General features: G+C 63.5%; 18 protein-coding genes. 1 reads left to right on the top strand and 17 read right to left on the bottom strand.

The genetic code is table 11. From position 1 onward, the window contains the following. Positions 1 to 190: 190 nt before the first annotated feature. The 13 genes from PZN02_RS15795 to PZN02_RS15735 form a co-directional block, all read right to left on the bottom strand. Positions 191 to 901 (bottom strand): PAS domain-containing protein, encoded by a 711-nt coding sequence (locus tag PZN02_RS15795; protein ID WP_280658897.1) that lies wholly within the window; start codon positions 899 to 901, stop codon positions 191 to 193. A gap of 410 nt (positions 902 to 1,311) precedes the next feature. Continuing rightward, a complete protein-coding gene (locus PZN02_RS15790; RefSeq protein WP_280661518.1) occupies positions 1,312 to 2,235 on the bottom strand; it encodes a lipid A biosynthesis lauroyl acyltransferase in 924 nt (307 codons plus the stop codon). A gap of 11 nt (positions 2,236 to 2,246) precedes the next feature. Beyond that, a complete protein-coding gene (locus PZN02_RS15785) occupies positions 2,247 to 3,275 on the bottom strand; it encodes a zinc-binding dehydrogenase (protein ID WP_280658896.1) in 1,029 nt (342 codons plus the stop codon). Positions 3,276 to 3,383: 108 nt separating this feature from the next. Beyond that, complete coding sequence (locus tag PZN02_RS15780; RefSeq protein ID WP_280658895.1) at positions 3,384 to 4,667, bottom strand: beta-ketoacyl-ACP synthase; 1,284 nt, start codon at positions 4,665 to 4,667, stop codon at positions 3,384 to 3,386. A 13-nt stretch (positions 4,668 to 4,680) separates the two neighbouring features. Then, a complete protein-coding gene (locus PZN02_RS15775; RefSeq protein ID WP_280658894.1) occupies positions 4,681 to 5,883 on the bottom strand; it encodes a beta-ketoacyl-ACP synthase in 1,203 nt (400 codons plus the stop codon). Between the two features lie 2 nt (positions 5,884 to 5,885). Continuing rightward, positions 5,886 to 6,362, bottom strand: coding sequence for a 3-hydroxyacyl-ACP dehydratase FabZ family protein (locus PZN02_RS15770; RefSeq protein WP_280658893.1), 477 nt, complete (start codon positions 6,360 to 6,362; stop codon positions 5,886 to 5,888). 225 nt (positions 6,363 to 6,587) lie between these two features. After that, positions 6,588 to 6,875, bottom strand: coding sequence for an acyl carrier protein (locus PZN02_RS15765; protein WP_280658892.1), 288 nt, complete (start codon positions 6,873 to 6,875; stop codon positions 6,588 to 6,590). A 261-nt stretch (positions 6,876 to 7,136) separates the two neighbouring features. Then, on the bottom strand, positions 7,137 to 7,874 hold the full coding sequence (locus PZN02_RS15760; RefSeq protein WP_280658891.1) for a glycerophosphodiester phosphodiesterase: 738 nt from the start codon (positions 7,872 to 7,874) through the stop codon (positions 7,137 to 7,139). A 50-nt stretch (positions 7,875 to 7,924) separates the two neighbouring features. Continuing rightward, a complete protein-coding gene (gene cbiB / locus PZN02_RS15755) occupies positions 7,925 to 8,908 on the bottom strand; it encodes an adenosylcobinamide-phosphate synthase CbiB (protein ID WP_280658890.1) in 984 nt (327 codons plus the stop codon). Beyond that, positions 8,909 to 9,910 carry a threonine-phosphate decarboxylase CobD gene (gene cobD / locus PZN02_RS15750; RefSeq protein ID WP_280658889.1) on the bottom strand — a complete coding sequence of 334 codons (1,002 nt, stop codon included), beginning with the start codon at positions 9,908 to 9,910 and terminating at the stop codon, positions 8,909 to 8,911. It lies immediately after the preceding gene. Then, complete coding sequence (locus PZN02_RS15745; RefSeq protein WP_280658888.1) at positions 9,907 to 11,211, bottom strand: cobyrinic acid a,c-diamide synthase CobB; 1,305 nt, start codon at positions 11,209 to 11,211, stop codon at positions 9,907 to 9,909. The genes cobD and PZN02_RS15745 overlap by 4 nt, the downstream gene beginning before the upstream one ends. Continuing rightward, positions 11,208 to 12,050: a uroporphyrinogen-III C-methyltransferase gene (gene cobA / locus PZN02_RS15740; protein ID WP_280658887.1), complete on the bottom strand. Its 843-nt coding sequence runs from the start codon at positions 12,048 to 12,050 to the stop codon at positions 11,208 to 11,210. Before cobA ends, PZN02_RS15745 begins: the two co-directional genes overlap by 4 nt. A 136-nt stretch (positions 12,051 to 12,186) precedes the next feature. Further along, complete coding sequence (locus tag PZN02_RS15735; protein ID WP_280658886.1) at positions 12,187 to 12,642, bottom strand: cobalamin biosynthesis protein; 456 nt, start codon at positions 12,640 to 12,642, stop codon at positions 12,187 to 12,189. Positions 12,643 to 13,325: 683 nt separating this feature from the next. Here PZN02_RS15735 and PZN02_RS15730 point away from each other — a divergent pair. After that, positions 13,326 to 14,111, top strand: coding sequence for a TSUP family transporter (locus PZN02_RS15730; protein WP_280658884.1), 786 nt, complete (start codon positions 13,326 to 13,328; stop codon positions 14,109 to 14,111). 126 nt (positions 14,112 to 14,237) lie between these two features. On the opposite strand, the gene cobO is transcribed toward PZN02_RS15730, so the two are convergent. The 4 genes from cobO to cobU are packed head-to-tail and all read right to left on the bottom strand — an operon-like array spanning position 14,238 to position 20,761. Then, positions 14,238 to 14,882, bottom strand: coding sequence for a cob(I)yrinic acid a,c-diamide adenosyltransferase (cobO, locus tag PZN02_RS15725; protein ID WP_280658883.1), 645 nt, complete (start codon positions 14,880 to 14,882; stop codon positions 14,238 to 14,240). A 12-nt stretch (positions 14,883 to 14,894) separates the two neighbouring features. Beyond that, a complete protein-coding gene (gene cobN / locus PZN02_RS15720; RefSeq protein ID WP_280658882.1) occupies positions 14,895 to 19,154 on the bottom strand; it encodes a cobaltochelatase subunit CobN in 4,260 nt (1,419 codons plus the stop codon). An 11-nt stretch (positions 19,155 to 19,165) separates the two neighbouring features. Then, entirely contained in the window at positions 19,166 to 20,230 is a 1,065-nt protein-coding gene (gene cobW / locus PZN02_RS15715; protein ID WP_280658881.1) for a cobalamin biosynthesis protein CobW, read from the bottom strand. A gap of 3 nt (positions 20,231 to 20,233) precedes the next feature. Further along, on the bottom strand, positions 20,234 to 20,761 hold the full coding sequence (gene cobU, locus PZN02_RS15710) for a bifunctional adenosylcobinamide kinase/adenosylcobinamide-phosphate guanylyltransferase (RefSeq protein WP_280658880.1): 528 nt from the start codon (positions 20,759 to 20,761) through the stop codon (positions 20,234 to 20,236). Positions 20,762 to 20,968 lie beyond the last annotated feature (207 nt).

Here is a 20,968-nt window from a genome sequence, read left to right as displayed (position 1 = left end):
AACCCAGCACAGCCCTTGAATTCCGGCAGCGCCATTGATCGACGGCGCTGCTGTTGTTGATGGATGACGCGGCTCAGGATCGAAGTCCATCATCCGTCGCTCCGCCGCTTTGCGTTTCTCTCGGCGTGGATTATCGATGTCCCGGAGGCATGACGCCGACATCGGCGCGCTACAGCCCTACCCTCAACGCTCAAGCGGCAATCGCTCTGCGCCGGTCCGCATGTTCCTGGATCACCAGAATCGCGCCGATCAGCTTGCCGTTGCTCGAGAAGCACGGCGTCATGCGACAGCGAACCACCACCGTGCGCGCGTCGACGGTCTTGGCGAAGGTGTAGTCGACGACTTCGCCGCCGAAGCAGCGGTCGAGATAGGCCTTCACACGCTGCTCGAAGCGTTGGAGACCGATGAACTCGACGATATGGCGGCCGATGAGATCCATCGGCCTGCTTTCCAGATGGCTCGCATTCGCCGGGTTGGTGTAGAGATAACGGTAGTCCGGCGTGATGACCGCGATCCGATCGGTGAGGCAGTCGAGAATCGCCTCGTTAAGCAGTCCCTCGTCGGCGAGCCCCTTGCTGGGCAATCTTGCGGGGCGCTCAAGGTCGAGACCGGCGAGATCTGCCAGTCCCGTCGCCGCGAAGTAACGATCGATCAACGATTGAAGCAACTTCGAATGGCGCAGCACGCAGGCTATGTCTGCCGCCTCGGCACGCAAGATATCGATAAGGAAGTGAAACTGCAGGCGGGCGTCTTCGACGCTCACGGCCTTCTGCTCGTAAACTGCCTTCAGGATGGGATCGAGCTCACGATCCAGAATCCCGATCAGATGTTCGTCCGCCACTTTCACGGCATACTGCAACTGCGAATACTTGAACCAGAACAGCTCAATCAGTGCGTTCAATTCGAATCCCCATTCCCCCCACGGCCAAGCCGCGTCGATGCACTTTAAGATAGACTTGTTGCAGACAGACTCAGATTTTGACGATTTTCCCCTCAATGCACGCGCAAACCGCGCTGCGCTCGTCACCAGAAGCGCTTGCAGTAGCCCCAAACCACAACGATGAGTTTACACGCATTGCGGTATCGTTCAACAGCAGAAAGCCCGAGCCATCGAGCCCAGGCATTCTCGGATGACGGCGATATGTTTTCCGTCACGTCCTCTAGTTGAAGATCGGTGCTGGCCCGCGTGCTGGACCGGGACCACGAACGGGTGGCGCGTTTTGGCGAGGCCCAGTTCGAGCCGCTGCTGGCCAAGTCGCAAGCGACGCTCCGCGGCGGGTGACACCGTGACGCACGTTTCCTGGAATTGCTCTAAAGACTGCGCTTGATGTTCCAGCGATCGTGATACCAGAGCCACTGGCCCGGATATTCACGGACCCAGCTCTCGACCTTGTCGTTCAGCATCTGCGCCGTCGCGTTGACGTCGACGCTGCCGTCCGTCCTGCGCGGGATCGTAATCGCCGGTTCGAGCTCCAACCGGAAGCGTCCGCCAGGCAGGCGGATGCAGCGGGCGGGATAGACTTCGCAATTAAACTGGCGCACGAGCTTGGCAAGCAGCGGGTTGGTCTGCACGTCCCGGCCGAAAAATTTTGTCTTCAATCCCTTGCGGAACTTCTGGTCGACAAGAACGCCGACACCGCCGCCGCGCTCCAACTGACGGGCAAGCGCGAAGGAAGAACCGGCATGGGACGGCACGAGATTGCCCATCCGCGCCTTGCGGAACTCGAAGACCTTATCGGCCATGTAGGGATTGTTCGGCGGGCGGAAGAGGACCGTGACGTCGAGACCGAAGGCTGAGCCCGCGACGGGCAGCATCTCGAAATTGCCGCTGTGGGCCGTGAAGACGATGAAGGGCCGCGGATTGTCGCGCAGGTCCAGAAACAGCGGAATGCCCGACACCTCCACCCTACCCGGCTCCGACCGATGGGGATCGAAATCGAAGAGCTGATCAAGGAAGACGTATTCCGCCGCCATGCGGCCCATATTGCCCCAGCTGTCGAGCGCGATCTCTTCGAGTTCCGCCTCGCTCTTTTCCGGAAAGGCGTTGCGCAGATTGGTGAGCGTCAGCTTGTAGCGCCCGGTCTTTGGGCCGATCCAGCGGGCGAAGCGGTCCATGAAGTTGATCGCCGCGTCTGCCGGAAAGAGCTTAAGCACCGTCAGCAGCAGGAATACGAGCTGCGCAATCAGCCATTGCCGAAAATGGTTGGCGGCCAGCACCAGCCGCGTGATCAGCATCCGCACGATGTTCAGTCCATCCGAAGGATGATCTTGCCGAAGACCTGTCGCGTTTCCATCCGCTCCAGCGCGCGGTCGATATCGTTGAAGCCGACTTCCGTATCGATCACCGGATGCACGAGGCCGCGGCCCATCTTCTGCATCGCGTTCGCCATGTTTTCCATGCGGCAGCCGAAGGAGCCGAGCAGCTTCAACTGCTGCTGGAAGAGCATCATCAGGTTCATGTCGGTCGATACGCCGGATGTCGAGCCGCAGGTGACGAGACGCCCTCCCCGTTTCATCGACAGCATCGAGCCCGCCCAGGTGTCCTTGCCGACATGTTCGAAGACGACGTCGACGCCCTTCTTCCTGGTGAGTTTGCGCACCACGCCCTCGAAGCGGTCGGTGCGGTAGTTGATCACATGATCGGCGCCGAGCGCCTTTGCCCTCTCGATCTTGTCGTCCGAGCCGACGGTCGTGATCACCGTGCAGCCGATCTTCTTTGCAAGCTGGATCGCCGCCGTGCCGATGCCGGAGCCGCCGGCATGGACGAGGATCGTTTCGCCGGGTTCGAGCTTGGCGTTGTCGAAGAGCATGTGTTCGACCGTGCCGAAGGTGACAGGCGCCAGCGCAGCACCGACGGCGTCAACGCCCGGAGGCGCTGGAACGAGCAGGCGGGCCGGAAGGTTCACCAGTTCTTGCGCGAAACCGTCGAGGTGGAAGCCGTGCACGCCGCCCACATGTTCGCAGAGATTGTCGCGACCCTCGCGGCAGGGGCGGCAGAGCCCGCAGGTGCGCGCGCCGTAGATCGAAACGAGCTGTCCGGGCAGGACATTGGCAACGCCGGGGCCGATGCTCTCGACCACGCCGGATGCTTCCGCGCCGATTACCAGCGGCATCTTGCGCTTGGCAAAGGCCATGCCGCGCCAGCCCCAGACGTCGATATGGTTGAGCGCGACGGCCTTGACGCGCAGCGTGACCTCACCGGGACCCGGCGCTTCCGGTTCCGGAAGGTCGGTGATTTCAAGCTTGCGGTCATCGAGCAGTTGCAGGGCGCGCATGGTCTTTCCTTCGCCGAAGGCGGCATCGATTCTAAATGTCTCGGGCGGGATGTGGGCGGAAACCGCTCACACTTTTCCTCATCCCGCTCTGTTTCGTTGACGGCGGGCTTACGCCGGCTCGGCGGTCATGACAAGGCTGGCGTTCTGACCGCCGAAGCCGAAGGAGTTCGACAGCACGGCAGTGACCTGCTGGCTGCGCTTCACGTTCGGCACGACGTCGAGAACGATCGCCGGGTCGGGATTCTGGTAGTTGATGGTCGGTGGCAGCGTGCCGGTCAGCATCGTTTGGAGCGAGAAGACCGCCTCGACCGCACCGGCGGCCGTGAGCGTGTGGCCGATCATCGACTTGTTGGACGAAACCGGAATCGACGGTAGGCGCTCGCCGAAGACGGACGACATCGACAGATATTCCATCTTGTCGTTCTCCGGCGTCGAGGTGCCGTGGGCATTGATGTAGCCGATGCCGCCCTCGTCGATGCCGGCGTCCTCGAGTGCGGCGCGGATCGTCGCGATCGCCGGGCCGCCATCCGGAGACGAGCGCGTGCGGTGGAAGAGGTCGGCCTTTTCGCCGCAGCCCTTGAGAATTCCATAGACGCGTGCACCGCGGGCAATCGCCGCTTCCAACGATTCAAGCACCAGCGTCGCAGCACCTTCTGCGATGACGAAGCCGTCGCGGTCCTTGGTGAAGGGTTTCGATGCCTTCTCTGGCGGGTCGTTCTGGGTCGAGAGCGCGGAGAGCAGCGAGAAGCGGATCAACGCCTCGGCACTGACCGAGCCGTCGGTTGCGACCGTCAAGGCGCGATCGGTGCGTCCCTGGCGGATCGCCTCGACACCGAGCTGGATCGCGGTCGCACCGGAAGCGCAAGCCGTCGAAAGCGTGACCGGCAGGCCGCGCGTGCCGAAACGGTCGGCAAGGCGCTCCGAGATCGAACCGAAAAGCACAGCCTCGTGAAACACAGGATCCGCCTTCTGCCGCATAGCAGCGAGAAAGCGGTTATAGGCATCGCCCGGCCGCTCCGATGGCGGCGAACGGTCGGCAAGCTCAAAGCGCGCGCTCCACTCCGGTTCGATCGGCGGAGCAGCGAGGAACAGCGGACCATTGAAATCGCCGGAAAGGCCGGCCTGCGCCAGGGCCTCCAGCGTCGTTTCGCGTGCCATCGCATAGGAGCGCTCAACCGCATTCTCGCCCGGCAGTTCGATGAAATCGACGGTGCCGCTGATGCGCGTCGAAAGGCCTTCGGTCGGGAAACGGGTGATCTTGTGGATGCCGGAAACGCCGCCGGAAAGCGCCGCCCAGTTGTCTTCGAGACCCTGGCCGAGCGAGGTGATGACGCCCATGCCGGTAACGGCGACGATCGGGCGGCCGAGATGATCCGTATATGCCTTGCTCATGGTTCGAGCCCCCTTATTCCGCTGAAAGCACGGCGACGCCTTCGCCGCGGGCGTGGCCGATGGTCGTCACGATTGCCGTCTTGGCCGGTGCCGTCATAACCGCCTCGGCATCGGGATCGAAGGGCGGGACCTTGGTGGCGTGGCCGAGCGAGAGCGCTGCGAGCGCCAGGCCCACCGGAAACTGTGCCTCGATGCCATGCCCGACGAGCCCGCCGTAAGCGCGGATCGGTCGTCCGGCGAGTTCCGTTTCAAGAAAGGCCCTCTCGCGCCGGGCGAGATCGTGGAAGCCGCTGGTGCCGGAAAAGACGACGCTCGACTGCGGCTCGAACGCGGCGGCCGGTGCCGTGAGATCAGCAAGACGTGCCTCGAGCCGGCCGTCCTGACGGCTGCCGCGATCGCCACCCACCGCCTCGATCGAGGCGTAGATGCGGGCGCCGCGCGCTTCCGCATATTGGCGCGATTCGAGCACGAGGAAGGCGCCGACCGAACCGAAGATCAAGCCGCCGCCGTGCTCCGGCTTGCGCGACCAAATCGGACACCAATCGCCAAGCGCACAGCCCTGGATGGCTTCGATCAGAAGGATGATGTCCATCCGCTCGGCCGAAAAAGCGCCGCCGACGAGCGTATGGGTCGACTGGCCGGCCTTGATGCGCGCAAACGCGGTTTCGAAGGCCGAAATGCCGGCGGCCTCCTCCCCCATGAAAGTGCGCGAAGAGCCAGTCACCTTGTGAACGATGGAAATATTGCCGGCGAGCAGGTTGGAAAGCTGGGCCAGAAAGAGCGTTGGACGCAGTTCCGTCGTCAGCTTCTCGTTCAGGAGCTGCTCGCGGTCGTTGCGCTTTAGTCCCTCGTCGACGATCAGCGAATCGACGTTGATGTCGCGCTCGCCGCCGCCGGCCGCAACGATCATGTCCATGCTGCCGCAGGCTTCGAGATTGTCCTTGAGCCCTGCGTCGTCGAGCGCGAGGCCCGCGGCGAAGACGCCGAGGCGCTGCCAGTTTTCCATCTGCCGCTGGTCGCCGCGCTTGGCGATCTGCTGGGACCAGTCGATTTCCGGCAGCGGATGCACCGGATAGGGCGCGAAGCGTTCGGTCTCGATGCGCACTTTCGGCGGTTCGACGGCGCTCAAGAGCGCGACATGCGGCTCGACGCCGACGCCCTGGCTCGTCACGATGCCGACGCCGGTGATCACCACGTCGTTTGCGGATTTCGTCATCTTCACTTCTCCGAACCGGCCGTCGCGGCCAACAGTCCAAGCTCCTCGGCGCGCTTGCGAACGATATCGCCGAGCGGCACCTGGTCGAACGGCATCGTCCTCAGTTTCAGCTGGGCGTCGCATATCTTCTTGCCGCCCGAGGTGATCTTCGCCTTGGTCACGGCAAAGCCGGACCCTTCATGCTCCAGCAACGCCTCGATCTCAAGCTCGGTGGAAGGCTCTACGAAGGTGCGCATCTTGGCGCCGTCGACCGACATCAGGAAGGGCATCGCCGCAAATTTCGTCGCGGCCAGCACGAGGAAGCCCGAGGCCTGCGCCATGGTCTCGATCAGGAGCACGCCCGGAACCAAGGGATAGCCCGGGAAATGCCCCTCGAACACGGGGCTCTTTTCCGGAACGACGGACCGTGCCGTCAGGCGGCCCGCCGCAATATCCACCGTTTCGACGCGGTCGATCATCTGGAAGTATTCAAGGAGCATTAAGGCTGATCCCCGTCTGGTTTCGGGCTGAAGTAAAAACGCCGATGCCGCCTGTCAAGCGCAGGAGGCGACAGGCGGCATCGTGAAACAGGTCGAACCGCGTCAGCGGAAGGTCAAGCAGGCCCTAGATCACGTGATTTTGGTTTGAAAAACCAAAATCATAAACGTGATCGATTCCAACAAAGTAAAGCGGGATGCGGGCAGAAAACCGCTTCACACTTTCCCTCATACCGCTTTAGCGGCCCGAAGTTCGTCGATCTTCGCACAGAGGTTCTTCAGCACGAAATATTCCTCGGTCGACACCTTGCCTTCGTTGACTTCCTGGGTCCATTGCTCGAGCGGGATCTTGATCCCGAATTCCTTGTCGATCGCAAAAACGATGTCGAGGAAGTCCAGGCTGTCAATGCCGAGATCATCGATCGTGTGGCTTTCCGGCTTGATCGTCTCACGATCGATCTCGCTGGTTTCCGCAATAATATCGGCGACCTTGTCGAATGTTGCTGTCACGCGCATACCTCTTGAAAATCGAGTCTTGGCGATCCCTATAGAAAAATGCACGGCAAAAGCCAATGCCTCTTGGCTTTTGCCGTGGCGATTGCTGCGGCGATTCAAAAAGCGGTGTTGCTAAACGGCGACCGAGTGGCGCCCGCGCCCGTTCGAACGGTGGGCGTCGAAGACGGCAGCAACCGAGCGGGCGAAGGGCCGGCCCCGTGCCGTGAGCTTGAAGACGCCAGCCTCGATCGTCGAAAGGCCGTCGGGATCGCAGTCAGCCCGCTATCTGTAGACGCCTGCCAAACGCGGATCATCGAGAAGAATTGCGTCCGGTTCTATCGGTCGCAGCCTTTCCAGACCTTGCCGATCGACCTGACCGACAGGAAACTGCGGGTACTCGGCACGGGGGATCGTCCGCGGTTGACCAACCATCACGGCAAGACGCATGCCGGCGTCACGCACGGCAGCGGCGCGTTCGGCGGTCGCATCACCCTGCCATAGTCTGAACCAGCTTGCTCCCGCTCGCCGCGCCTCTGGTGCAGAGTCTGGCTTCTCCAGGAAAGCAAGAACAGCGATATCCGCCATGATGTCTTGCGCAGCGCCGATAAGCCCGATGTCACGCAATCCAAGCAGCGTCCGCTCGACCGCATCCATGAGCACGATTTCGCCGATAATCTGCGGAAGGTGCCGTTCCTCCACCAGCTTGACGTCGAGCAGAATGCCCAATGGATGGGAAGCAGAAAGGGCGTCCCTTAAGGTCATTACCGCCGGCACCAAGCTTCGGAGTGTCGCTACGTCGAGATCTGCCACGGCACGCATGTCACCGCACAGCCGCCGAAGATCGGCGTCGTGCATGCACACAAGGGCTCCATCCCTTGTTCTGCGGACATCCGTCTCGATGGCATCGGCGCCGGCCGCCGCGGCCGCATTGAGGGCGCCGATGGTATTCTCCGCATCGAGAGCCGCGCCGGCGCGATGGGCGATGATGAGCGGCCTGGGTCTGGATGTCTCGTTCCACATGCAGTCACTACCCTGGGACAAACGGGATCGGAGAAATAGAAGAAATTAGACTAGAACAGCGACGCGACCAGAGCGGCGACAGCAAAGCCCAGCGTCATCGCCAAGCAGGCGCCATAAAAAACGGAAACTGCGTCATCGATATCCTCCGGCGTCGCGATCGATCGGCCGGGCTCGTTGATCATCGGCTCGTCGACCCTCACGGCGCCATAGGTCCGCGGCCCGGCAAGCTGGATATTCAGGGCCCCCGCCATCGCCGCCTCGGGCCAGCCGGAATTCGGCGAACGATGGAGGCCGTTGTCGCGGCGTGCGACATCCATCGCCGCCCGCGCTGCTTCCGCACCCTGCTTGAAATAGGCCCCGGCTGCAACCAGCAGGATCGAAAGGCGCGCAGCCGGCAGGTTGACGAGGTCGTCCAGCCGTGCCGAGGCCCAGCCGAAATGCAGATATTTCGGGCTCTTGTGGCCAATCATCGAATCCGCCGTATTCAGCATCTTGTAGGCGAACAGGCCCGGAAGCCCGGCGATTGCGTACCAGAGGGCGGGCGCGACGACGCCATCGGAGAAATTTTCCGCAAGGCTTTCGATGGCGGCCCGGCAGACGCCCGGCTCGTCGAGCGTCTTCGGATCGCGTCCGACGATCATCGACACGGCCGATCTGCCGCCTTCAAGCCCCTCTTGACGCAGGGCCTGCGCCACGCGCATCACGTGAACCGCGAGGCTCTTCTGTGCAAGAAAGACGGCAACGACGATGACTTCCAGCAGGAAGCCAACCGCGCCCAATACATCGAACAGGCGGTGAAAGACGACGCCGACTGCGATGCTTGCCAGCAGCAAAATCAGGATTACCGCCAGCCCCCTCATCTTCAGGGCGGCCGGTCCCGCGCTGCCGCGATTGAGCGCCTGATCGAATAGTCCGATCCCCTTGCCGAAAAAGACGACCGGATGCGTCACGCGCTCCCAGAGCCAGTCGGGATCGCCGATCAGACGGTCGATGACCAGTGCAACAACGAGGATGAGGAAAATTTCAAAGGTCAATTACACACCTGTCCGCTGCAAAGCTTCGGCGAGGCGCCGATCGCCGTTTTCATCCGGGGTGAGTCCGATCCTGAGCCAATGCGGGTTGTAGTCGAACTTGCGCGTCAGGACGTGCGCTTCGCAAAGCGCGGTGTGAAGTTCGCATGCCCGCTCGTTCTCGACCAGAGTGAAAAGGCCCGTGCCGCCCGCGATCTTCAGGCCGGCCGCACTGAGTACCATATCGAGCCCGGCCTTGCGCGCGGCAATCCCTCTCGCGGTTGCCTCGGTGTCTCCTTCCATGAGTTTCGCCGAAACGGCAAGCGCCGGGCCGGAAACCGCCCAGGGACCGAGCCATTCGCGGAACGCCGCGAGCACAGACGCACGAGCGATGACGAAGCCGAGCCTCAGGCCTGCGAGGCCGAAGAACTTGCCGAAGGAACGGAAGACAACAAGATTGTCGGAGGTCGCTGCATAGCGCGCGACGCTCGCATGCGGCTCGAGGTCGCCAAAGGCCTCGTCGACCACGAGCAAGCCGCCATGCGCTTTCATGGTCCCCGCCATGGCAAGGATTTCCTCCGGGGACAAGAGCCTCCCGGTGGGGTTGTTGGGATTAACGACGACCGCGAGACCATGCGCGGCGGCAAGATCGTCGGCGCGGCGGACAGGATCGACCTCAAAGCCTGCAGCGGAAAGCACGCGAGCGTATTCGCCATAGGTCGGCGCGAAGACGGCGACACGTCTTCCGGCGTCGACAAGCCGCGGCAGCAACTGGATCGCAGCCTGGGTGCCGGGCACCGGCAGGGGCATGGCGTCACCAGTGCCATAGTAGCGGCTCGCGGCAAGACGCGCCGCCTCCTCGACATGCCGGTCCGGAAGGCGATGCCAGACGCTGGGATCGATCTCCGGCAATGAAACCGGGCATGGGTTGATGCCGGTCGAAAGATCGAGCCATTCGGCCGGCGTACCACCGAAACGCGCGGCGGCCTCGGTAACCCCGCCGCCATGAAGGATGGGAGCGGTCATTTTCTGCCCGAGAGGTCGATGAGATGGATGAAGGAGCCGGCGACATTCCGGCGCCTGAGACCGGCCTGGCCGAGATCGTTGCCCGCAGCATCATGGACCGTGAAGAGCGGCTGGGCCGCCCCTTCGGATACAATGGTCGCATAGTGGAACTCGTGCGCCGTCATCGGTCCATCGAAAAATGCGTTGTCGAGCGGCGCGACGCGCCGGTAGCCGAGATGCCGCTTGCGCTCGGCAAAACTGGTCACCAGCGGCAAGAGGCCAAGCATTTGGTAACGTCTGCCATCCGCGGCGACAAGCCCTTCGCCGAGCGTCATGTAGCCGCCGCACTCGCCGAAGATACGCACGCCCGCCTCCGCGGCGCTTTGCAAGCCGCGGCGGAACTGCGTCGCCCCAGCCAGCTTTTCGGCGTGCAGCTCGGGATAGCCACCGGGAAGATAGATCGCGTCCACGCCGCCTTCGGGCGCTTCGTCGTGGAGCGGCGAGAAGAAAGAAATTTCCGCACCGTGCCCGCGCCAACCGGAAACGAGGTGCGCGTAGCAGAAGGCGAAGGCGACGTCGCGGGCAATGGCGATTCGCTGGCCGAGCGGCTTCAGCGTGGTGGCTTCGGACTTGGCCGGCTTTGGCAACAAGGGTGCTGCGGCAGCCAGGATCGCCTCGAGATCGCAATTCGCCTCGACGAGGTCGGCGGCATGGTCGATGAACGGTTCCAGGCCTCCGTGCTCGGCCGCCTGCACCAGGCCCAGGTGACGCTCCGGCAGCTTCAGCGTGCCCTCGTGGCGAAGCACGCCAAAAATCGGCACGCCGGCCCGGTCGAGCGCATCGCGCAGCATCATCTCGTGGCGGTCGCTGCCGACCTTGTTGAGGATGACGCCGACGACGCGGATATCATCGCGGTAATCCACGTAGCCGCGTACCAGCGCCGCAACCGAATGGGATAGACGGGCACAATCGACGACGAGAACCACCGCGAGACCAAGCGTCGCGGCGAGATCGGCCGGCGCGCCCGTGCCGTCGGCGGCGCCGTCGTAGAGACCCATCATCGCCTCGACGACAAGCGTGCGACCGCCGGCCACCGCCCGCCCGGCATTGGCGACAAGCAGTTCGGGGCGCATCGCCCAGGGATCATAGTTGAAGCAAGGTTGACCGCTTGCCGCGGTGTGGAAGGCCGGATCGATGTAGTCGGGCCCGGCCTTACCGGGGGCGATGAGGATCCCGCGCCGTTTCAAGGCCCGCATCAACCCGAGCGTCACCGTCGTCTTGCCCGAGCCGGAACTCGGGGCAGCAATCAGGAGACCGCTCATGCGCGATCCCGGAGAACACGGTTCGCGAACGGATCCGCCGCCGGCACGCGGCCATCGAGCGCGCCAAGCCAGTCGAGAGCCGCGCGCAGCCGGACGACCTCGCCGACGACGACGATTGCCGGCGGCTCGAGGCCGGAGGCCGCGACATCGGCTTCGGCGCGCGAAAGGGTCGTCTCCAGAACCACCTGCTCAGGCGTCGCGGCATTGCAGACGAAGGCCACCGGCTCCTCCGGCGATCGGCCACCGGCGATAAGATTGGCGGCGATCTGGCCGATATGCTTCATCGCCATGTACATGACGATCACGGGCGAGCCCTTCGCAATGCCTTCCCAGTTGATCCGGTCCGGCACGACGCCCGAGGAATCATGCCCGGTGAGGAATGTGACCGCATGGTTGACCTCGCGGTGCGTCACCGGAATGCCGGCATACGCAAGACCACCAATGCCGGCGGTGATGCCGGGAACGATGCGGAACGGAATACCATGCTCGACGAGCGTCAAGGCTTCCTCGCCGCCGCGGCCGAAGACAAAAGGATCGCCGCCCTTGAGGCGGAGCACGCGGTTCCCAGCGCGCGCCAGTTCGACGAGGCGCAGCGAGATATCGCGCTGCTTCGGCGAAGGCTTGCCGCCGCGCTTTCCGGCAAATTCGAGGGCAGCACCTGGCTTTGCAAGCTTCAGGCAATCGCCGTTCACAAGCGCATCATGGACGATGACGTCGGCTTGGCGCAACGCATTGGCAGCGTGCAGCGTCAAAAGCCCGGGATCGCCCGGCCCGGCCCCGACCAGCCAGACGGAACCGGGTTCGAGTTCGGGTAGACCGGCGAAAATTGCATCCGTCATGGCATAATCCTTGAGGTCTCGCTGGACAGCAGACCTGATTCAACCTGGCAGGCAGGTAATTCACTTTGATAGAAATCGACGATAGAGCATTGAATCTGCTCTTTAAACGAAACATACAGACAAGCGGATGAAGCCATCAAGCGGCCCCCGCACGCTTCGTTCGGATCGCGGCCTCTCCGGTTGCGCACGCGGGACCGGCGATTGCCGCTGTCGCGCGGGCCGAACGGATTTTCGGGACGATCAGCACCGCATCCGGGCCCGCCCCGGTGAGCGCAGCGCCTTCCGCCACGCCGTGACACCCCGTATGGGCAAAGACGATGTCCGAGGGGTTCTGCAGTCGCGCGGATTCCGCCTCCAGCGTGGGGGCGTCGAAGAAGCAAACCGGCGCGGACAAATGACGGGCGGCGGCATGGATCGCCGGCTCCTCGGCACGGGCATCGAGCGAGGCGACCAAATCGACATCACCCCGGTCCACGCCAGCCTCGGCAAGCGCCTGCTCCGCAAGTGCAATTACTTCCTCGGGCGCCGTGTTCCGCTCGCAGCCGAGGCCGAGTACAAGCTTGGCGACAATTGGTCCATTGACCGAAGGCATATGCTGTGCGGCTCCCCCGCAGCGCCGCGCATCCGCCTCGATGCGCAAAGCTGCTCTGTGATTTGCTGCGCAGCTTCCGGAAACCTCCGGATACGGGCAGCGGTCGGCGGTCCATACGAAGCGCCGGCCTGGGCAGATAGCCGCACCGGTCTGGACAGCACCGGATCAGGCCCCCTGTATGGGTCGGCCGCACCGGACGCTCTTACAGTCCGCTTGAAGCAGACGCCGTCGCATGATTGTCATTTTTACCGGAGCCCTTCCAGCCGGTCAAACCAGATCACGCCATCGCTGTGTCGCAATCGGCGCAGAGTGCCGGGGCGCAAGCGCGAACGTCGCAGCAATCGCTGCGTGTATCGACTACTGCATGATTCCCTAAATCGGATTCGTTTTGGGGAGAAAATCATGCAGAGATTCAAAGTTCTACAGCGACCCACGCGCCAACTAGACGCGCGGCGCTATAAGAGTCATTCACGACGCGGCGCTGGAACTATTCCGAACCCTCGATACTGATCGGAAGTCTTGGACACCTTGTCCTGGCTCATCAAACTGATCGGCGCCGTCCACATATCAACGCCAACGCAGGCCGCTCGTGCAAAAACGCGCAGTCCGCCCTTTGCATTTCCGCGCCGGCTCTGACACAAGGCAGAAGCAATTCTGCTGCCACTCCGCCTCCTGAGCCTCCCGTGCACGACCTCGCTCTTCACATCCTGCTCTTCCTCTTCGCTGCCGCCTTCATCGCGGGATTCATCGATTCGATCGCCGGCGGCGGAGGAATGATCACCATTCCCGCCATGCTGATCGCTGGCATTCCGCCGCTTGAAACGCTCGGCACCAACAAGCTGCAGTCGCTTTTCGGCTCCGGTTCCGCGAGCCTCGCCTATGCGCGACATGGCCATGTGAGCCTGAAAGAGCAGTTGCCGATGGCCGCAATGGCAGCGCTCGGCTCCATCTTAGGCGCCCTGCTCGCGACCGTCGTTCCTGCCGACGCGCTCAAGGCCGTTCTGCCTTTCCTGCTGATCGCAATCGCTGTCTATTTCGGCTGCAAGCCCAACATTGGCGAGGTCGAAAGGCATCACCGTATCTCGAAGCTCGCTTTCACTCTCAGCTTCGTGCCGCTCATCGGCTTTTATGACGGCGTCTTCGGTCCCGGGACCGGATCCTTCTTCATGCTCGGATTCGTCACGCTTGGTGGCTTCGGTATCATCAAGGCGACCGCCCACACGAAGTTCCTGAACTTTGGCTCCAATCTCGGCGCCTTCTTCGTTTTCCTTGCCTATGGCGTGGTGCTCTGGAAGGTGGGCCTGGTAATGGGCGCGGGTCAGTTCCTCGGCGCGCAGGTCGGCTCGCGCTTCGCGATGGCGAAGGGCGCGAAGATCATCAAGCCGCTGCTCGTCATCACCTCAATCGCGTTGGCGGCCCGGCTGCTTGCAGACCCGACGCATCCGCTTAGGATCTGGCTGGGGATGTGACGGTTCTGCGGCCGCGCTAAAACACCGTCAGCAGCAACGCGCCCGCAGCGAACAAGCCGGCCCGAGCCAGCTCATCCGGGCGAACACGGCCGGATGCCGCACCGCAGGGCTGCCAACTTTGAACCATCAGAATTCGACGCCCTTCTGCGCCTTGATACCTGACCGGAAGGGATGTTTGACGAGTTCCATCTCGGTCACCAGATCGGCGATCTCGATCAGATCTTCCTTAGCGTTGCGACCGGTCAGCACGACGTGCGTCATGTGCGGCTTTTCTTCTTTCAGGAAGCGAACGACCTCAGCGACATCGATGTAATCATAGCGCAGAGCGATGTTGATTTCGTCGAGCAGCACCATGGAGTTGCGCTCGTCGCGGATCAGTTCCTTGGCCTTTTCCCAGGCCTTTTCGGCCATCGCCACATCGCGGGCGCGGTCCTGCGTTTCCCAGGTAAAGCCTTCACCGAGCGTGTAAAACTGGCAGAGGTCACCGAAATGCTTCTCGATCAGGTCGCGCTCGCCAGTGTGCATGGCGCCCTTGATGAACTGCACGACAGCGCAGGGCATGCCGTGGGCGATGTGGCGGAAGATCATGCCGAATCCGGCGGTCGACTTGCCCTTGCCCTTGCCGGTGTGGACGATGATCAGACCCTTTTTGTCGGTCTTCGTCGCCATGATCTTTTCGCGCGCGGTCTTCTTCTTCGCCATCTTCATGGCGTGGCGGGCTTCGTCCTTTTCCGGCGCAACTTCGCCGCTGTTTACCGTTTCGTCGCTCATGGTGATCTCTCCCTATTCGTTTCCGGTACGCAGCCGACGGGCGGCAGGCTCTCCGGACAGACTGTTCAGTTCAAAGCGCGCCGAGTTGGAGCGCGGATTCCAGAGGCCGCGATCGATCGCCTCCAGGAAGCGTTCCGACATTTCGGCGAGCGCGGCCGGGTTCTTGTCGCGCAGGAAGTCAAGGACCGTCTCGTCGGTGATGAAAGCGTGGTAGGCCGCCTCGAAATGGTGGTCGCGGACAGCGCCGGTGGTTGCGGCGAAGGCAAACATGTAGTCGACCGTCGCTGCGATCTCGAACGCGCCCTTGTAGCCGTGGCGCATGATGCCATCGATCCATTTCGGGTTGACGACGCGGGCGCGCACGACGCGGCCGATCTCCTCTTCCAGTGAGCGGATCACCGGCTTCTCCGGGCGCGAATGATCGTTGTGATAGATCGCGGGGCGTGCGCCACTCAAATGCTCGGCGGCCGCACTCATGCCGCCCTCGAACTGGTAGTAATCGTCGCTGTCGAGCAGGTCGTGCTCACGGTTGTCCTGGTTCTGCACGACGGCCTCGATCGACCGCAGCCGTTCCTCGAAAAGCCCGCGCTCCGCCTTGCCGTCCTCGCCGGCGCCATAGGCATAGCCGCCCCAGGTGAGGTAGGCATCGGCAAGATCGCCGCGCTTGTCCCAGCCTTTCTCGTCGATCAGCGCCTGCAGGCCGGCCCCGTAGGCACCCGGCTTGGCACCGAAGACGCGATAGGAGGCGCGCCGCGCCGCATCCTTCGGCTCCACACCCTTCTCCTCGAGCCGCCTCGTCTCGGCACGCATGCGCGCGGCGATCATGTTGTCGGCGTTATCCTCTTCCAAAGCCCCGACGGCGCGGATCGCTTTGTCGAACAGAGCGATCTGCTCCGGGAAAGCGTCACGGAAGAAACCGGAAATCCTGAGCGTGACGTCGACACGCGGACGACCGAGCACCGCCAGCGGCACGATCTCGTAGCCGGTGACGCGGCGCGAGGTCATGTCCCAGACCGGCTTGGCGCCGATCAGCGCCAGCGCCTGGGCGATGTCGTCGCCACCGGTGCGCATGTTGGAGGTGCCCCAGGCTGTAAGGCCGAAGGACGACGGCCATTCGCCATGGTCCTGCAGATAGCGGCGGATGAGCAGCTCTGCGGATTTCTTACCGAGCTCGTAGGCCGCCGGCGTCGGTACGGCGCGGCTGTCGACGGAATAGAAATTGCGGCCCGTCGGCAGCACGTCGGGACGGCCACGCGTCGGTGCGCCGGACGGCCCGGGGGCCACGAATCGACCGTCGAGCCCGGTGAGCAGGCCTTTGATTTCCGCCTCCCCGGAGCCTTCTATCGAGGGTTTTAGGCGAGTGTCGATCTCGTCGAGCACGGCACGTGTGGCCGGCCAGTCAGCGGGACAGGCGATCTCGCCAGAGACCAGCTTCGCCGCGAGGAGTTCGATGCGCTCGACGGTATCGCCGGCGGTGCGCCAAGGTGCATCCGAGAGAGAAGCGAGGACCTTCGGTTTCGGACCGGTCCAAGGGGCGGACATAACGCAATCGAGGGGGTCGAAAGGTTGGGACTGCGGAGGCGTACCCCCCTCTGCCCTGCCGGGCATCTCCCCCACAAAGGGGGAGATTGGCAGGCGGCTGCCGGTCGGTTCCTCAACGCTGTTGGTAATAGATGCAGCTTCACCCGCCGGACGCACCTGGGGATGCTGGGCCACCAGATTCGCACCGCGTTGCTGGGCCGCTAACTTCGCCTCATGCGAGGGCGCCGCCGAGGTACGAGCGCTAGCCTCCCTGATCTCCCCCCTTGTGGGGGAGATGTCCGGCACGACAGAGGGGGGTACCTGCGCCGACGCCCCCAATCCCAGATCCGCCGCGATCGCCCGCTGCAAACTCTGGTCGCCGCCCTCGCCCAAGCCGCGCGGCACCCGCGCCAATGCCACAGTGAGGTCGGTCAGCAAACGCCCTTCCGGCGCGACGCCGAAGATGTGCAGTCCGTCGCGGATCTGCATCTCCTTCAAGTCGCAGAGATATGCGTCGAGTTTTTCCAGCGCCTTGTCGTCGCTGTCGGCTTTTTCAATCCCGGCATCGTGATCAAGACCGATGTCGCGGACGAGGTCGAGGATCTGCCGGCTCAACAGCCTGAGCCGCCGCGGGTCGCCGCCCGCCGCTTCGTAATATTCGTCGACTAGTGCCTCCAGGTCCTTGAGCGGCCCATAGGACTCCGCCCGCGTCAAAGGCGGCGTCAAGTGGTCGATGATGACTGCGCTGGTGCGGCGCTTGGCCTGCGTGCCCTCGCCCGGATCGTTGACGATGAAGGGGTAAAGATGCGGTGTCGGGCCGAATACCGCCTCGGGATAACAATTCTCCGAAAGCGCCAGTGCCTTGCCGGGCAGCCATTCGAGATTGCCGTGCTTGCCCATGTGGATGATCGCGTCGGCTTTGAAGACCTGCCGCAGGAAGGCATAGAAGGCGAGATAGCCGTGCGGCGGAACGAGGTCCGGCGCGTGATAGGTTTCCTTCGGATCGATGTTGTAGCCGCGCGCCGGCTGGATGCCGACGAGGACCTCGCCGAAGCGCGCGAGCGGCAGCGCGAAGGTGCCGTCGAGGAAGAACGGATCGGCTTCGGGCTCGCCCCAGCGCGCCGTCACCTCCTCCTGGATCTGCTGCGGAAGAACGCCGAGGAAATTCTTGTACTGCGCGAGCGAAATGACCTCGCGGATCTCGCGGTCGCGGCCTGCCGCATTGGTCGGCCCGGCCATCAGGAAACGCATCAGCGCGTCGCCATCCTCGGGACGATCGCCGACGGAATAGCCTTCCGCAGCCATCGCCTTCAGAACCTCGATGGTGCCGGCCGGCGTGTCGAGGCCGACGCCGTTGCCGAGGCGCCCGTCGCGGTTCGGATAATTGGCCATGACAATGGCGACACGGCGCGCTTCAGGCCTCGCCCGGCGCAGCCTCGCCCAGTTGGCGGCAAGCCGCGCGGCAAAGCGGACGCGATCGGCAAGCGGTTCGTGCCCAACGATGTTGGCCTCCACCGCCGGATCGTAGACGGATGCCGCCTTGAACGAGACGGCGCGGGAGAGAATGCGGCCGTCCACCTCGGGCAGCGCGACGTTCATGCCGAGATCACGCGCCATCAGCCCTTGCGGTGAAGCCTCCCAGGCCGCGCGCGAGGAACCGGAAAAGATCACCTGCAGCACCGGCGCGCCGGTCGATTCGAGCACCGTCGGCTGGCGATCGGCGCCGGGCGCGGAAACCGCAAAGCCGGTGGCGTTCATCACCACGTCCGGCGCGGATTCGGCGAAGATCGCCTGCAGCGTGCCGATCGAGACCTGATCCTTGAGGCTCGATACGAAAACCGGAAGCGCCCGCATGCCTTCAGCCGCAAGCGCCTCGATCAATGCCTCGACGGGTTTCGTTTCGCCGCTTTGTACGAGGGCGCGGTAAAAGCAGATGGCGGCAGTGGGTTTGCCGGCATCTGCTTGAGGCATACCCCCCTCTGTCCTGCCGGACATCTCCCCCACAAGGGGGGAGATCACGGAGGCAACCGTCTGCCCTTCGACGGGCACTGGGTTAGAGGGCTGCCCAGGTGTCGCTTTTGAGGGAGAAACGGGGCTTGGCCGCGGGTCAATCTCCCCCCTTGTGGGGGAGATGGCCGGCAGGACAGAGGGGGGTGTTCCCGGCAAGCTCGCTATCGCGCGCCACCGCTCAACACCGATCACACCCTCGCCCGGCCACCAGATGCCCGCCTTCAAAAGCGGCCGCGCCGGCTGCGGCTTCTCGCCGTCGGCAATCAGCGCCTCGGCATAGTCGAGGAAGAGCCCGGCATTGTCGGCGCCCCCCTCGGTCAAATAGGCCCAAAGGCGCTCGCGGTCCTGCGCAGACACAGTAGAAAACGGGTCGAGACCCGGGTCCGGCTTGTCGTCGCCGGGAAGCGCCGCGATCTGGAACTTGCCCATCACCGCCGCCGCATGCAGGGCCTCCAGCACGTAGCGGAAATAGCTGGCGCCGCCGAGCGGGCGCACGACGATGAGCTTCGCATGCCGCGCCGTGCGCTCGACATAGGTGTCGACCGACATCGGATGCATCAGATTCATCAGGCTAGCGATGCGCAGCGTTCTCGCCCCCACCCGCCGTCCGTGGGCTGCGGCAATCGAGGCAAGCTCGGTGTCGGCGGCCGAGAGGAACAGGATGTCGGCCGGGCTTTGCCCGAGATCGATCGCCTCGTTGCCATCGGCGATCGTGCCTTTCTGGGCGAGAAGCAGATGCATTTTCTATCCGATCACACCAGCGCCGAGATGGCAGCGCGTATGGCGGCCTCGTCCATCTCGTGGAGGCCGATGACGACGAGGCGTGTGCCGCGCGCTTCGCCCGCCGCCCAGGCCCGGTCGTAATACTGATCGATACGGCTGCCGACCGCCTGGATCAGGAGCCGCATTGGCTTGCCGGGGACGTCGGCGAAGCCCTTGAGGCGCAGCACGTCGTGCTCCGCGATCACGCCCTTCAGCCGGTCGATGAAGGCGGCCGGATCGCTGATCGCGCCGAGTTCGACGACAAAACTGTCGAATTCGTCGTGGTCGTGCTCCTCCCCGGCCTCATGTTCCATCTCGTGATGCGACCTGCGGTTGGCAATGTCGCCCTCGGTGCCGACGCCGAGGCCGAGCAGGATGGCGGCGGCCACCTGGCCATTCTTCGCCTCGATCATCATCGGCTTGCGGTTGATGCGGGAAGCTACCTCGTCGCGCACAGACTTGAGGCCCGAGGCGTCGATCAGGTCGGTCTTGTTGAGAACGATGAGGTCGGCAGCCGTCAATTGGTCCTCGAAGAGTTCTTCGAGCGGGCTTTCATGGTCGAGATTGTCGTCGTTGACGCGCAGCGCATCGACCTTGTCGTGGTCGTCGGCGAAGCGGCCGGCGGCAACCGCCGCGCTATCGACGACGGTCACGACGCCGTCGACCGTCACTTCGCTGCGGATGTCCGGCCAGTTGAAGGCGGCGACCAGCGGCTGCGGCAGGGCGAGTCCCGAGGTTTCGATGACGATGTGGTCGGGTCGGTTCTCGCGCTCGAGCAGCTTCGTCATGGTCGGGATGAAATCATCGGCGACCGTGCAGCAGATGCAGCCATTGGTGAGTTCGATGATGTCTTCCTCGGAGCAGGCCTCCGCCCCGCAGCCCTTCAGTACATCGCCGTCGACGCCGAGATCGCCGAACTCGTTGATGATCAGCGCAATACGCTTGCCGTCGGCATTCTGCAGCAGATTGCGGATCATCGTCGTCTTGCCGGCGCCGAGGAAGCCGGTGATGACGGTGGCCGGGATCTTGCCCTGCTGGGCCTTAGCGAGTGTCATGGATCAACCCTTCATTTTCAGCGGCAGTCCGGCCGCGACAAAGTAAACTTCGGCGGATTTCTCCGCGACGATCTGGTGGAGACGGCCGGCATGGTCACGAAAATCGCGCGCCATCCGGTTTTCCGGAACGATGCCAAGGCCGACCTCATTGGAAACGAAGATGAGACGCGCCCGCGCCTCGGGCAGGAATGCAGCGAGCGCCGCGAATTCGGCCGCCATGTCACGCTCTTCCATCATCAGGTTGGTGACCCAAAGCGTGAGACAATCGACGAGGATTGCGCGTGCCGGATCGTCGATGCGGCGAAGCAGCCCCACGAGATCGACCGGCTCCTCATGCGTCGTCCAGCCCTTGCCGCGCCGCGTGTCCTGGTGGTGACGGATGCGATCGCGCATCTCGTCGTCCCAGGCTCGCCCGGTCGCAACGTAATGCATCGGCAGCCCGGAGGCTTCGACGAGCTTTTCCGCGAAAGAGGATTTGCCGGAGCGGGCGCCGCCGAGCACGAGAATCGGTCCGGCATGGGGAATGATCATGCTGCCGGCCCCAGCGCACTGATGGCTTGCAGCGGAAATGAAAGGCCAACACGCCGACTGCGTGTTCGCAAGAGGAATTTTTGAGCCACGACAACCTCCGTGCTGGCATCGGGGAACGGTCTCCCCTTCGGGCGGAATGCCCTGACGGATGGCAGGTCTCCTGGCTCACGGCGTCACGACTTCGAAGCAGCTTGCGTTCAAGCGATC

It is taken from the genome of Sinorhizobium garamanticum (assembly GCF_029892065.1).
Classification (GTDB): domain Bacteria; phylum Pseudomonadota; class Alphaproteobacteria; order Rhizobiales; family Rhizobiaceae; genus Sinorhizobium; species Sinorhizobium garamanticum.
Note: the sequence above shows the minus strand (reverse complement) of the source record. Positions and strands in the feature narration are given on the sequence as shown.